This is a genomic window from Pseudomonas fluorescens, from assembly GCF_012974785.1.
Classification (GTDB): domain Bacteria; phylum Pseudomonadota; class Gammaproteobacteria; order Pseudomonadales; family Pseudomonadaceae; genus Aquipseudomonas; species Aquipseudomonas fluorescens_BT.
This window is the reverse complement of the sequence record NZ_CP027561.1, coordinates 5,264,972-5,276,734: the sequence shown is the minus strand read 5'-3', so window position 1 is coordinate 5,276,734 and position 11,763 is coordinate 5,264,972. Positions and strand designations below refer to the sequence as shown.

Below are 11,763 nucleotides of genomic sequence, written 5' to 3'. Positions count from 1 at the left end.
AGTGACCTAAAAAACCAAACGATCGTTCCGGAAAAGGAAGTTTCAACGTGAAGCGACTATTCTGCTTGGCCGCGATTGCGGCTGCACTGATGGGGCAAAGTTTTACCGCACAAGCTGCTGGCGTCGAGTTTGCAGTGGGTGCCACCAGCGATTCGACCATGACTTATCGCCTGGGCATGAATTTCGATTGGGACAAGAGTTGGCTGCAAAGTGACGTGGGGCGTCTGACCGGTTACTGGAGCGGTGCTTACACTTACTGGGAAGGTGACAAGACCTCTGGCAACAACAGCCTGTCGTTCTCGCCGGTGTTTGTTTACGAGTTTGCCGGTCAGTCGGTCAAGCCGTATGTCGAGGCAGGGATCGGCGTGGCGTTGTTCTCCAACACCGAATACGAAGACAACAAGCTCGGCGGCGCCTTCCAGTTCGAAGACCGCTTCGGTTTCGGCCTGCGCTTCAATGGCGGGCATGAAGTCGGGATCCGTGCGACGCACTATTCCAACGCCGGCCTGAGCAGCGACAACGACGGGGTCGAAAGCTACTCGCTGCATTACACGATGCCGCTGTAAGCACCCGGACAGTCCGTTCAAGAAAAAAGGAGCGCCAGGCGCTCCTTTTTTTGTGCTCAGCGATACGCCGTGGCAATTCCCTGGCGTTCCTCGATGCATTCCGGTGCGCCCATTTCGAACTCGCGGCAGATCAGCGGGCGCTTCTCGTAGATGGTGCACATCATCGAGTCGCGATCCAGCGCGGCGCACCAGCCGTCGTCCAGACGCAACATCACTTCACCCCCCCAATCATCGGTATCGATGAAGCGTTCGGGCACACCTGTGTCGGTGATCAGCATGACTTCGAGCTGACAGCAGCAGGCTGCGCAGGTCGAACAGGTCACTGCGGGTTCGTCGATTGGCTGGAGAGGAATGGTCTTCATGGCCGCAGTGTACGGCAGCGAACCGCGTGCGTGTGAAAGCCCTGACGGACGATTACTGCACCAGGCGTCGGGACATGTAGTGCAGCAAGGGGAACAGCAGCGCCCACAACAGGCCGATACCGATCAGGGTTGGCAGTTCGCCGTAGGGAAACTGCACCCCGGCCAGTCGTCCTCCGGCGCAGTAAGACAATGCGCCTCCGACGGCCCCGAGCAGAGTCGCCAGCCACCATGGCCGCGCGCTCCATTGCAGGCAGTGGCGCAGCGTCGTGGCAAGGAGTGCCCACAGCAGCATCAGCCACAGCGGAATGAGGGGCGACAGGTCCTTGAACTCGAAGACGCCGAGACCGCGCAGGCCGCTGTCCACGGCGGTGCCGATAATCACCACGCTGAGAATCAGGCGACCTTCCGCCGCCCAACTGCTGACCCAGCGCAGATGAATCACCAAGACTGCCAGCGCCACCAGCAACCACAGGCTGTTGCCACCGAGCACGCAGGCCAGCCAGCCGATCTGGAACAGTACGGCATTGGCGATCCGTTCAGGCATCGAAACGCCCAAGCAGTGGCGCAGGCATGGCCCCTGGTTTGGCCAACAGCAATTGTGCGGTGCCGATGGTGCGTTCGAGGAATCCGCCCTCGCAGTAACACAGGTAAAACTCCCACAGCCGCAGGAAATAATCGTCGTAGCCCAATTCGCTCAGGCGACCGTGGGCGTGGCGAAAGTTCTCGTGCCACAGGCGCAGGGTCCGGGCGTAGTGCAGGCCGAAGTCTTCCATGTGCAGCAGGTTCATGTCGGTATCGCGGCTGACGATTTCGAGCATTTTCTGCACACAGGGCAGGGCGCCGCCGGGGAAGATATAGCGCTGAATGAAATCCACGCCGCGCTTTGCCTGCTCGTAGCGCTGATCCCGGATGGTGATCGCTTGCAGCAGCATCAGGCCGTTGCTCTTGAGCAGGTGCGCGCATTGCTTGAAATAGGTCGGCAAAAAGCGATGGCCGACCGCCTCGATCATTTCGATCGACACCAGTTTGTCGTACTGGCCGGTGAGGTCGCGGTAGTCCTTGAGCAACAGCGTCACCCGGTCCTGCAGGCCGAGGCTTTCGATGCGCCGGGCGGTGAATGCGTATTGCTCTCTGGACAGCGTGGTCGTAGTGACTTTGCAGCCATAATGCTGCGCGGCATACAGCGCCATGCTGCCCCATCCGGTGCCGATTTCCAGCAGATGATCACCGGGTTCGAGTGCGAGTTTCTGGCAGATCCGTTCCAGTTTGTTCAATTGCGCCTGTTCCAGGCTGTCGTCCGGGCTGAGGAACTGCGCCGCCGAATACATCATGGTCGGGTCGAGGAATTGTTCGAACAGATCGTTGCCGAGGTCGTAGTGCGCGGCGATGTTTTTCTGCGAGCCCTTGCGCGTGTTGCGGTTGAGCCAGTGCAGGCCGCGCACCAGCGGCCGGCCGATTTTTGCCAGTCCGCCCTCCAGGCCGTCGAGCACTTCAAGGTTGCTGACGAAGACGCGTACCACGGCGGTCAGGTCCGGAGAACTCCAGTAGCCGTGAATGAACGCTTCCCCGGCGCCGATCGAGCCATTGCTCGCGACCATGCCCCAGGCCGCCACGTCGAGGACATGAATTTCGCCCACCAACGCACTGCCCGGTGTGCCGAAGACCTGACGCTCGCCGTCCTCGATCACCACCAGTTGCCCGTGCTTGAGCTGTGCGAGCTGGCGCAGGACTCCGCGACGCAGCAGCGAACCGGTGATCCCGTGAGTGCTGAACGGAATGGCTCTGGCCGAAACGCTAGAGGACTTCATGGCGGTGCTCCTCGGGAGATGCAGTGGCGGTGCGAAAACTGTCATCGGCCGCGTAATGGGTGAACAGCGGGGTGCGCTTGAGCAGCAAACGCAGGGCCTGCCAATAGATCGCAAGGGCGGTCTTGGCGGTCATCCATGGAAAGCGCCACAAATGCCGGTGCAGGTGAGATCGATCAAGAGGTTCGCGCTTCAGATTGAGCGTGGCGTCGAACAGTTTGCGTTCGTCCTGCCAGTCGGCCATGTGCACGCCAAGGGTTTTCGCGACAGGACTGAAGCTCATGCGGTATTCCAGGTCCGGCGGCAGGAACGGTGATACATGGAACGCCTTGGCCACGGCGAAGTGCTGGTGGAAGTCACGCACGCTGGTCGGCGCCCGCGCCGGCAGTACGTAGTGATAGCGCTCGCGCCACGGCGTGTTGCTGACTTCACAGAGAATCGCCGCCAGTTGCCCGTCGGCCTCGTGGCAATAAAAGAAACTCACCGGGTTGAATGCCAGGCCCCAACTGCGCGGCTGGGTCAGCAGGCAGATCGAGCCTTGCGGCTCGTGACCGAGCGCCGCGCCGACCTGCAGGCGCACGGCATCGATCAGCCGCATGCCGCGACCGGTGAACGTCTTGAGGTAGTCGGTCTCGCGAAACGAGAACGGTGCAAACCGGCTCGTGCCTGCCAGGGGCGACAGGTTCAGCACGGCATCCTGTTCGGTCAGATCGAGATAGATCAGCCCGATCCGGTAACGGAATTCATGTCGACGCGGAGCGAAGCGCCGGTGGGCGATCCAGCCGCTGTAGAGCGCGCTGTTCACAGGCTTTCTCCAAACGCTGCGGCGACGCGTAAAGCGCTGACCACGCCGTCTTCATGAAAACCGTTGGCCCAGTAGGCACCGCAATAATGTGTGTGTTGCGCGCCGTCGAGTTCGCCCCAGCGCTGTTGTGCCGCCACCGCCGCGAGGCTGAATTGCGGATGGGCGTAGGTGAAACGGGCAAGCACTTTGGACGGGCTGATCCCGGCACTCTGGTTGAGGCTGACACAGAACGTGGTGTCGCTCTGGATGCCCTGCAGGATATTCATGTCATAGGTCACGGCTGCCTGGGTATGCCCCGCACCGCCGAGGCGATAATTCCAGCTGGCCCAGGCCCGTTTGCGTGTCGGCAGCAGGCGGGTGTCGGTGTGCAACACCACTTCATTGTCGGCGTAAGGCAGTGCACCGAGGATCTCCCGTTCGGCACGACCGGGACTGCCCAGCAGGCGTAGCGCCTGGTCGCTGTGGCAGGCCAGCACGACTTTGTCGAAATGCTCGATGCCGACAGGGCTGTGGATAACCACACCGTGCTCGTCGCGGTCGATCCGGTTGACCGGGCAGTTCAGGCGGATCCGGTCTTTGAAGCTTGCGGTCAGCGGTGCGATATAGGCACTGGAACCGCCCTCGATCACTCGCCATTGCGGACGGTTGCTGACCGACAGCAAACCGTGGTTCTCGAAGAACCGCACAAAAAACTGCAACGGAAAATTCAGCATCTCGGCCATCGGCATCGACCAGATCGCCGCGCCCATCGGCACGATGTAATGCAGGATGAAGCGTTCGCCGTAGCCACCGGCCTTGAGGTAGTCGTCGAGTGTGGTGTCGCTGGCGATCCGCTGTTCGGTGAGGTCGTGCCGGGCCTCCTTGTTGAACCGCAGGATGTCGCGCAGCATGCCCCAGAAGCCCGGCGAAATCAGGTTGCTGCGTTGAGCGAAGAGGCTGTCGAGGTTGTTGCCGTTGTATTCCAGGCCAGTGTCCGGATCGCTCACCGAAAAGCTCATCTCGGTGGCTTTGCTGCTCACACCCAACTGGCCGAGCAGACGAATAAAGTTCGGGTACGTCCAGTCATTGAACACGATGAATCCGGTGTCCACGGCATATTCGCGCCCATCCACCGTGACTGGCACGGTGTGGGTGTGGCCGCCGACCCAGTCGCCAGCCTCGAAGACGGTGACGGTATGTCGGCGACTGAGCAGGTACGCGCAAGTCAGACCTGCGATCCCGCTGCCGACGATGGCGATATTCATGTCGCATCCCGCAGCGGTGGTGTGCTGCGCACCATGCGCTTACCGATCGCCAGTTGCACGCGCGCGGGCATTTTCGACAGGGGCCAGAGCGCCGCCATGAACAGCGCTGGAAAAGCGATTTCCAGAGGCCGATCCTTGAGTCGACCGAAGATGTGCCGCGCAGCTTTGTCCACAGGCCAGCTCAATGGCATCGGAAAATCGTTTTTCGCCGTCAGCGGTGTATCGACAAAGCCCGGACTGATGACCGTGACTTCGATACCTTCGTCTGCCAGATCGATGCGCAGCGATTCGAACAGATAACGCAGGCCGGCCTTCGACGCGCCGTAGGCTTCGGCCCGGGGCAGCGGCACGTAGGTGACGGAGCTGGCCATGCCCACCAGATGCGGCGCAGTCCCTTTGCGCAGCAACGGCAGGGCGGCCTCGATGCAGTAACTGCTGGCCAGCAGGTTGGTGCGCACCACGTGTTCGATGATCGTCGCGTCGAACTGCTTTGCGTCGACGTACTCGCAGGTGCCGGCGTTGAGGATCACGGTGTCCAGCGAGCCCCACTCCATCGCGATCTTTTCACCGATTTCCCGCACGGTCTGGCTGTTGGTCAAATCCCCGGGCACTACCAGAACCCGTCCTGGATAACGTTGCGACAGCACTTTGAGCGGTGCGACCTGACGGGAACTGCCCGCCAGGTGCGCGCCGGTTTTCAGAATCTCTTCAGCCAGTGCTGCACCGATGCCACTGCTGGCACCGGTCAGCCAATAACGTCTTGGAGGTGTACGGCTCATCCCATTCTCCTTTTCAGCCAGGCGATCACCCGGCCCAATACTGGTAGATGTTCATAAAGCAGTGCTCCGGCATCGAAGTAATCCCGGTGGCGATAAACCTTGTCGCGCCAGAGCAGATGCGAGCAGCCCGTGACGCGAATCAATCGTCCACCCGCCAGGCGCGGGTGGCGGTAGCTCATGACCCAGCGCAGGTAACCTTCGCAGTCGCCGATCTGGTCGAAACCGTGGAAGTCGAACCGCAACTCGGTGACGTTGGCGTACAGCTCGCTGAAGTAACTGCGCAGTTGCGTCAGTCCCTGCACTTCGTGCAGTGGATCGGTGAAATGAATGTCCTCGCTGTAGAGCGCCTCCAGGTTGTGCAGGTTGTCTTTGTTCAACTGCGCAAACTGGCGGGCGAAGCGGCGCAGGAATTCACTCATGGCCTTCTCCGATAGACTCACGAGAGGGCAGGTTCTTGAACGCTGTCAGCGCCCGCTCCCGTGAGGTGCTCAGGTTGACGATCGGCGGCGGATAGTCCGCCACACCGAACAGCCCGCCGGCACTGGCCGGGTTATGCACTTCTTTTTTGTTCAGCCCGGCCAGTTCGGGCAGCCAGTGCTTGATGAACAGGCCTTCGCTGTCGAACTTTTCCGACTGGCTGACCGGGTTGAAAATCCGGAAGTACGGCGCTGCATCGGTGCCGGTCGATGCGCTCCACTGCCAGCCGCCGTTGTTGGCCGCCAGATCGCCATCGATCAGGTGTCGCATGAAAAAGCGTTCGCCTTCGCGCCAGTCGATCAGCAGGTTTTTGGTCAGGAACATCGCTACCACCATCCGCAGGCGGTTGTGCATCCAGCCGGTTTCGAGCAATTGGCGCATGGCCGCGTCGATGATCGGCAGGCCGGTGCGTGCTTCCTGCCAGGCCGCGAGCTCCTGCGGCGCATCACGCCAGGCCAGGGCTTCGGTTTCCGGGCGGAACGCGCGATGTCGGGACACCCGTGGGTAGCCGACCAGAATGTGTTTGTAGAACTCGCGCCACAACAGTTCGTTGATCCAGGTGACCGCGCCGACCTTGCCGCTTTCGAATTCGCCCTGATTGCTTTGCAGTGCGGCATGCAGGCACTGGCGCGGCGAGATCACACCTGCGGCGAGATAGGCCGAGAGCTGACTGGTGCCGGGTTTGGCCGGGAAGTCGCGCTCGCTCTTGTAGTAGTCGATCTGCACGTCGGCGAAGGTGTCGAGGCGTCGCTGGGCCTCGGCTTCGCCGGCGGGCCAAAGGTTGCGCAGGGATTGGCCGGGCGTCGCAAAGCCCTCGATGGACTCGGGCACCGGGTCGCTGTCGATCTTCAGCGGGGCCTGCGAGGAGGGCGTCTTTATCAGTGGCGGCATCGAGCGATGCAGGCGTTCATAGCAGACCTTGCGGAACTGGCTGAACACCTGAAAGTAGGTGCCGGTCTTGGTCAGCACGCTGCCGGGCTTGAACAGCAACTGATCGAGATAGCTGTGAAATGCAATCCCTTCAGCCTGCAATACCCGGGCTACAGCTGCATCGCGTCGGCTCTCGTGGACGCCGTATTCTTCATTGACGTGAACGGCCTCGATCTTCAAGTGCCGGCAGAGCTCAAGCAGCACTGCGGGTGCCTGATCCCAGTGCGGGGCGCTGCGGATCAACAGCGGGATGTTCAATTCGCCCAGGCTCTTGCTCAATACCCGCAGGTTGCGCAGCCAGAAATCGACCTTGCACGGTGCATCGTCATGTTCCTGCCATTGCTCGGGGCTCAACAGGTACACGGCCACGGTCGGGCCGCGCTCGGCGGCGGCCGTCAGGGCGGTGTTGTCATGTTGGCGCAGATCGCTGCGCAGCCAGATCAATTGCATGGTGTTCTCTGCACGAATCATTAAATCAACCCACGCTGAAGGAGTGCCCGATGTGCCGACAAGGGATCTTCGGCCAGGTACAGATCAGCGATCTCGGAAGTTCTTACGGACAACTCGGCGTGGTGGATGCACACCGTTGGTCCGGCAATCATTTTTGGGCAGTTGATGCCGTTCAACAGTTTCGGCAACTGCACAAGATTCATGGCTTTGCTGGAATACAGCAGAACGCCGCGGGCTTGCAGGTGATCAATTGTCAGCGCCAGTTCACCGGCTGGCAGCGGCCAGTCGAACACCTGCACCGGGCAATCGGCGCTGCTGATCAGCCAGGCGCAGAGCCACAGGTGTGGCTCCAGCAACAGATCCGACTGATTGATCAGCAACAACGGTGCGCCGCGCAACTGACGGTTGTTATGGTAGATGCGTGCGCCGAATTTGCTACGTAGCCAGGAATGAAAGAACACCCGCTCCATCTGCGCACCGAACTGGCCTTGCCAGCGCTGTTCGAGTTCCGCCAGCAACGGCATCAGCAATTGCTCGCACAGCGTTCGTGGCGGGTACAGCGCCATGGCCTGGTTGATGCTGTCGTCTAGGCTGCGTTCATTCAGCTGGGTGACCGCCAGCAGCGCGGCCTGACGCAAGGGGTGCCATTCATTTTCCGGTGGTACATCGATGGTTTGCGGGGTGTCGAGCAGCGGTTTGACCTGACTGACCGCCACACCACGGTTGAGCCAGGTGAGGATGGTCTGGATGCGCTGCACGTGTTCGGCCGAATACAGGCGATGACCTTTGGGCGTGCGCTGGGGCACGATCAGCCCGTAGCGACGTTCCCAGGCGCGCAGGGTAATCGCGTTGACGCCGGTCTGGCGCGCGACCTCGCGGATCGGCAGCCAGCCCTCGTCGAGGGCTTTCTTGAAGTCGGCGCCGAGGTCTTCGCGGGCGCTGCTGTCGGGTGTGTCGTTCATTAAATGGCGTTTCGCAGGCTGAGGTTTTCCGGGTGCGGTTGCAGGTAAACCTGTTGCGCGATGTACGGATCGGGGTGTTGGCGAAAGTGATGTTTGAGCAGCGTCAGCGGCACCACAAGCGGCACGATACCGTGGCGGTACTGGCCGATGACGTGCTGCATTTCCTGTTTGTCTTCGGCGCTGATGGCGCGTTTCAAGTAGCCGCTGATGTGCTGCAACACGTTGCTGTGGGTGCGGCGTGTAGCGCAGGTAGTGAGTGCCGCCATCAACTGGCTGAAGTAGCGCGGGCCGAGCTCCACGGGATCGATTCCGCTCATGTTGCCCAGCAGATTGCCCAGTGCCTTGTATTGCACCGGGTTGTGGGCCATCAGCAGGTATTTGTAGCGCGAGTGGAAGTCGGTCAGGACGCGGCGGCTCAGACCCTGCTTGAGCACCTGCTGCCATTCGCGGTAGGCGAGCACGCGGGTGATGAAGTTCTCCCGCAGCACCGGATCGTTAAGGCGCCCGGCTTCTTCCACCGGCAGATCCGGATGCTGTGCACAGAACGCCTCGGCGTAAATGCCGCGCCCGCCACCATTCACCGGTGCACCGTTGGCGTGGTAGACCTTGACGCGCTCCAGACCGCAGGAAGGCGATTGCTGCATGAAGATGTAGCCGCAGATGTCATCGAGCTCTGCAGCCATTTTTGCGCCATAGGCCGCCAGCGGTTGGGTGACATTGATCGATGGATTGACGGTGCCGACCGCTTCAGGCTTGGCCGGGTCGCCAACAAGTCGAATCGGCTCGCGGGGAATTCCCAGGCCGATCGCTACTTCAGGACATACCGGAACGAACTCAAAATGCTCGGCCAGGGTACGGCTGCACAACCGCGATTCCTTGTGCCCGCCGTTGTACCGCACTTCGGCACCCATCAGGCAGGCGCTGATGGCGATTTTCGGTAGGGACGTCGATGAGTCGGACATGCAACAACCTCGAATCTGATCCTGTACAGACGGATAGATCTGTACAACATTCTCTCAGCATAGATTCATGGGTGTACAAGTCAAACTATTTGTATAAGTTTTTTGAGGTTTTCAGCGCCAGCCCATTTTCCAGTGTGAATCATCCTGCAAAGCGCGCCAGTCGCATTGCTCGGTACGCCGGGTGAGCACGGCCTGCAATTCGATTTCCAGCACCGTGCCGTCCTCGTCGCGGAACAGTTCGGTCACCAGGAAATGCTTTTCACGGTTTTTCGGGTGGGCTGCTGTCCATTTCGACAGCAGCAATTTGCGCGGGTTGATGCGGTTCACTGTAAGTGTTCGTGCAAGCGTCTTGCAGCCTCCTGACCACTGAGCCACGCCCCTTCGACCCGCCCCGACAGGCACCAGTCGCCACAGGCATACAGGCCCAGATCGGCGTCGGCCAGGGTGCCCCATTCATGACTGCTGGCCGGGCGGGCATAAAGCCAGCGGTGGGCGAGGCTGAAGGTCGGGGCCGGCATGGCGCTGTGCAACAGTTCGGCGAAGGCGCCGTGCAATTGTTCGATCACCGCTTCCTTGGGCAGGTCGATGTGTTGCCGGCTCCAGGCGCTGGTGGCGTGCAGGACCCAGGTATCGCACGTGGTGTCGCGTCCCGGTTTGCTGCGGTTGCGGGCCAGCCAGTCGAGGGCGCTGTCCTGGACGAAGCAGCCTTCGATGGGCGTATCCAGCGGCGTGTCGAAGGCAAGGGCGACGGCCCAGGTCGGGTCCATTTTTACCCCGGCGGCGGCACCGGCGAGTTTCGGCGCGGCGGCCAGCAGGGCGGTGGCCTGCGGCGCCGGCGTGGCGATCACCACGTGGCTGTACGGCCCGTGAGTGAAGCCCTCGGCATCTTGCAGGTGCCAGTGCTCTTCGCCGCGATAGACCTCGGTGATCCGGCAGGCGAAATGCACTTCCAGGCCATCGAGCAAACCACGGGTGATGGCGCTCATGCGCGGCGAGCCGACCCAGCGGGTCTGCTCGTCCGGTGACAGGTTCAGTTGTCCGCCATGAAAGGTATAGAGCTGCGGCGTCCACTCGGCGACCCAGCCCTGGCTTTGCCAGCGCTGGACTTCGGTGACGAAGCGCCGGTCGCGGGCCGTGAAATATTGGGCACCCATGTCCAGCGAGCCGGCATCGCTGCGCTTGCTCGACATGCGCCCGCCGCTGCCGCGGCTTTTATCGAACAACTGAACGGTGTGCCCGGCCTCGGTGAGGGCCTGGGCGGCGGAGAGCCCGGCGATGCCGGTGCCGATGATTGCGATAGGTACAGTCATAGGGGCCTCGTTTACCTTTCTGTACAGACTACGCCGTGGATGAAACCTGTACAATTTTGTTTTTTGGTATAACTTCCAGCATTCTCGTTCTGACAGCTTGGCCTATTGTTAAACAATAGAGCTTGTCCGATAGAAAAGATCCCTGCCTATAAAAATAGACTAGTGATCGAAGTAAAACGCCACGTGAGGAAGACGTCATGCACATATTGCTGACCGGCGGTACTGGATTGATCGGACGTCAGCTCTGCCGGCACTGGTCGGGTCAGGGCCACCGGTTGACCGTGTGGAGCCGTCGTGCGGAAAAGGTCGCGAAAATCTGCGGCGCTCAAGTGCGTGGCATCGCGCGTCTGGAGGACCTTGGCGACGAAGCCGTGGACGTGATCGTCAACCTCGCCGGCGCGCCGATTGCCGATCGGCCGTGGACACATCGACGCAAGGCATTACTGTGGAGCAGCCGGATCACGCTCACCGAGACGCTGCTGACGTGGCTGGAAAACCGCGGACAGAAACCGTCGCTGCTGATTTCCGGTTCGGCGGTGGGCTGGTACGGTGACGGCGGTGAGCGTGAGTTGACCGAGCAATCGCCACCGGTGATCGATGACTTCGCCAGTCAGTTGTGCATTGCCTGGGAGGAAACCGCGCAGCGCGCCGAAGCGATGGACATTCGTGTGGTACTGGTACGAACCGGGCTGGTGCTGTCGGCCGAGGGCGGTTTTTTGTCGCGCCTGTTGCTGCCGTTCAAACTCGGGCTGGGTGGGCCTTTGGGCAATGGTCGGCAGTGGATGTCGTGGATTCATATCGACGATCAAATCGCCCTGATTGATTTTCTTCTGCACCGCGATCAGGCGAGTGGTCCTTATAATGCGTGCGCGCCGAAACCTGTGCGCAATCGCGAATTTGCCAAGACGCTGGGCCGCGTGCTGCATCGCCCGGCGTTCATGCCGATGCCGGCGCTGGCCCTTAAGGTCGTGCTCGGCGAGATGTCATTGCTGTTGCTGGGTGGTCAGCGGGCCACGCCGGCACGCTTGCTGGAAGCCGGATTCACCTTCCGGTTCACGGATTTACGCGCGGCCCTGGACGATCTCTCCAGCCGCCTCTGAAATAGGACGTT

General features: G+C 61.1%; 14 protein-coding genes. 2 read left to right on the top strand and 12 right to left on the bottom strand.

Going from position 1 to position 11,763, the window contains the following annotated elements; translation table 11 throughout:
- Positions 1–47 precede the first annotated feature (47 nt).
- Positions 48–566 carry an acyloxyacyl hydrolase gene (locus C6Y56_RS23995; protein ID WP_169431905.1) on the top strand — a complete coding sequence of 173 codons (519 nt, stop codon included), beginning with the start codon at positions 48–50 and terminating at the stop codon, positions 564–566.
- A gap of 56 nt (positions 567–622) precedes the next feature.
- Here C6Y56_RS23995 and C6Y56_RS23990 read toward each other — a convergent pair whose 3' ends face one another.
- From C6Y56_RS23990 to C6Y56_RS23935, 12 genes are all read right to left on the bottom strand, one after another.
- The gene (locus C6Y56_RS23990) at positions 623–928 is read right to left on the bottom strand and encodes a YkgJ family cysteine cluster protein (RefSeq protein ID WP_169431904.1); all 306 of its coding nucleotides are present in this window, start codon (positions 926–928) and stop codon (positions 623–625) included.
- A gap of 52 nt (positions 929–980) precedes the next feature.
- Positions 981–1,472 carry a DUF2878 domain-containing protein gene (locus C6Y56_RS23985; RefSeq protein ID WP_169431903.1) on the bottom strand — a complete coding sequence of 164 codons (492 nt, stop codon included), beginning with the start codon at positions 1,470–1,472 and terminating at the stop codon, positions 981–983.
- Positions 1,465–2,736 carry an SAM-dependent methyltransferase gene (locus tag C6Y56_RS23980; RefSeq protein WP_169431902.1) on the bottom strand — a complete coding sequence of 424 codons (1,272 nt, stop codon included), beginning with the start codon at positions 2,734–2,736 and terminating at the stop codon, positions 1,465–1,467. Before C6Y56_RS23980 ends, C6Y56_RS23985 begins: the two co-directional genes overlap by 8 nt.
- Positions 2,723–3,538 (bottom strand): DUF1365 domain-containing protein, encoded by an 816-nt coding sequence (locus tag C6Y56_RS23975; RefSeq protein WP_169431901.1) that lies wholly within the window; start codon positions 3,536–3,538, stop codon positions 2,723–2,725. Before C6Y56_RS23975 ends, C6Y56_RS23980 begins: the two co-directional genes overlap by 14 nt.
- A complete protein-coding gene (locus C6Y56_RS23970) occupies positions 3,535–4,782 on the bottom strand; it encodes an NAD(P)/FAD-dependent oxidoreductase (RefSeq protein WP_169431900.1) in 1,248 nt (415 codons plus the stop codon). Before C6Y56_RS23970 ends, C6Y56_RS23975 begins: the two co-directional genes overlap by 4 nt.
- On the bottom strand, positions 4,779–5,561 hold the full coding sequence (locus C6Y56_RS23965) for an SDR family NAD(P)-dependent oxidoreductase (protein WP_169431899.1): 783 nt from the start codon (positions 5,559–5,561) through the stop codon (positions 4,779–4,781). The genes C6Y56_RS23970 and C6Y56_RS23965 overlap by 4 nt, the downstream gene beginning before the upstream one ends.
- Entirely contained in the window at positions 5,558–5,980 is a 423-nt protein-coding gene (locus tag C6Y56_RS23960; RefSeq protein WP_169431898.1) for a nuclear transport factor 2 family protein, read from the bottom strand. Before C6Y56_RS23960 ends, C6Y56_RS23965 begins: the two co-directional genes overlap by 4 nt.
- Positions 5,973–7,418, bottom strand: a complete 1,446-nt coding sequence (gene phrB / locus C6Y56_RS23955; protein ID WP_169431897.1) for a deoxyribodipyrimidine photo-lyase — start codon at positions 7,416–7,418, stop codon at positions 5,973–5,975. The genes C6Y56_RS23960 and phrB overlap by 8 nt, the downstream gene beginning before the upstream one ends.
- Before the next feature lie 20 nt (positions 7,419–7,438).
- The gene (locus C6Y56_RS23950) at positions 7,439–8,380 is read right to left on the bottom strand and encodes a MerR family transcriptional regulator (RefSeq protein WP_169431896.1); all 942 of its coding nucleotides are present in this window, start codon (positions 8,378–8,380) and stop codon (positions 7,439–7,441) included.
- A complete protein-coding gene (locus C6Y56_RS23945; protein ID WP_169431895.1) occupies positions 8,380–9,342 on the bottom strand; it encodes a YbgA family protein in 963 nt (320 codons plus the stop codon). The genes C6Y56_RS23950 and C6Y56_RS23945 overlap by 1 nt, the downstream gene beginning before the upstream one ends.
- A gap of 111 nt (positions 9,343–9,453) precedes the next feature.
- Positions 9,454–9,669 carry a TIGR02450 family Trp-rich protein gene (locus tag C6Y56_RS23940; protein ID WP_169431894.1) on the bottom strand — a complete coding sequence of 72 codons (216 nt, stop codon included), beginning with the start codon at positions 9,667–9,669 and terminating at the stop codon, positions 9,454–9,456.
- Positions 9,666–10,652 carry an NAD(P)/FAD-dependent oxidoreductase gene (locus C6Y56_RS23935; RefSeq protein ID WP_169431893.1) on the bottom strand — a complete coding sequence of 329 codons (987 nt, stop codon included), beginning with the start codon at positions 10,650–10,652 and terminating at the stop codon, positions 9,666–9,668. Before C6Y56_RS23935 ends, C6Y56_RS23940 begins: the two co-directional genes overlap by 4 nt.
- 197 nt (positions 10,653–10,849) lie before the next feature.
- On the opposite strand from C6Y56_RS23935, the gene C6Y56_RS23930 reads away from it, so the two are divergent.
- Entirely contained in the window at positions 10,850–11,752 is a 903-nt protein-coding gene (locus tag C6Y56_RS23930) for a TIGR01777 family oxidoreductase (protein ID WP_169431892.1), read from the top strand.
- The last annotated feature ends 11 nt before the right edge of the window (positions 11,753–11,763 follow it).

What these genes read in the sequence shown, in the direction of transcription:
- C6Y56_RS23970 (WP_169431900.1), bottom strand. Translation starts at nt 4,782, where the DNA reads ATGAATATCGCCATCGTCGGCAGCGGGATCGCAGGTCTGACTTGCGCG.
- C6Y56_RS23965 (WP_169431899.1), bottom strand. Translation starts at nt 5,561, where the DNA reads ATGAGCCGTACACCTCCAAGACGTTATTGGCTGACCGGTGCCAGCAGT.
- C6Y56_RS23945 (WP_169431895.1), bottom strand. Translation starts at nt 9,342, where the DNA reads ATGTCCGACTCATCGACGTCCCTACCGAAAATCGCCATCAGCGCCTGC.
- C6Y56_RS23980 (WP_169431902.1), bottom strand. Translation starts at nt 2,736, where the DNA reads ATGAAGTCCTCTAGCGTTTCGGCCAGAGCCATTCCGTTCAGCACTCAC.
- C6Y56_RS23960 (WP_169431898.1), bottom strand. Translation starts at nt 5,980, where the DNA reads ATGAGTGAATTCCTGCGCCGCTTCGCCCGCCAGTTTGCGCAGTTGAAC.
- C6Y56_RS23930 (WP_169431892.1), top strand. Translation starts at nt 10,850, where the DNA reads ATGCACATATTGCTGACCGGCGGTACTGGATTGATCGGACGTCAGCTC.
- C6Y56_RS23990 (WP_169431904.1), bottom strand. Translation starts at nt 928, where the DNA reads ATGAAGACCATTCCTCTCCAGCCAATCGACGAACCCGCAGTGACCTGT.
- C6Y56_RS23950 (WP_169431896.1), bottom strand. Translation starts at nt 8,380, where the DNA reads ATGAACGACACACCCGACAGCAGCGCCCGCGAAGACCTCGGCGCCGAC.
- C6Y56_RS23935 (WP_169431893.1), bottom strand. Translation starts at nt 10,652, where the DNA reads ATGACTGTACCTATCGCAATCATCGGCACCGGCATCGCCGGGCTCTCC.
- phrB (WP_169431897.1), bottom strand. Translation starts at nt 7,418, where the DNA reads ATGCAATTGATCTGGCTGCGCAGCGATCTGCGCCAACATGACAACACC.
- C6Y56_RS23985 (WP_169431903.1), bottom strand. Translation starts at nt 1,472, where the DNA reads ATGCCTGAACGGATCGCCAATGCCGTACTGTTCCAGATCGGCTGGCTG.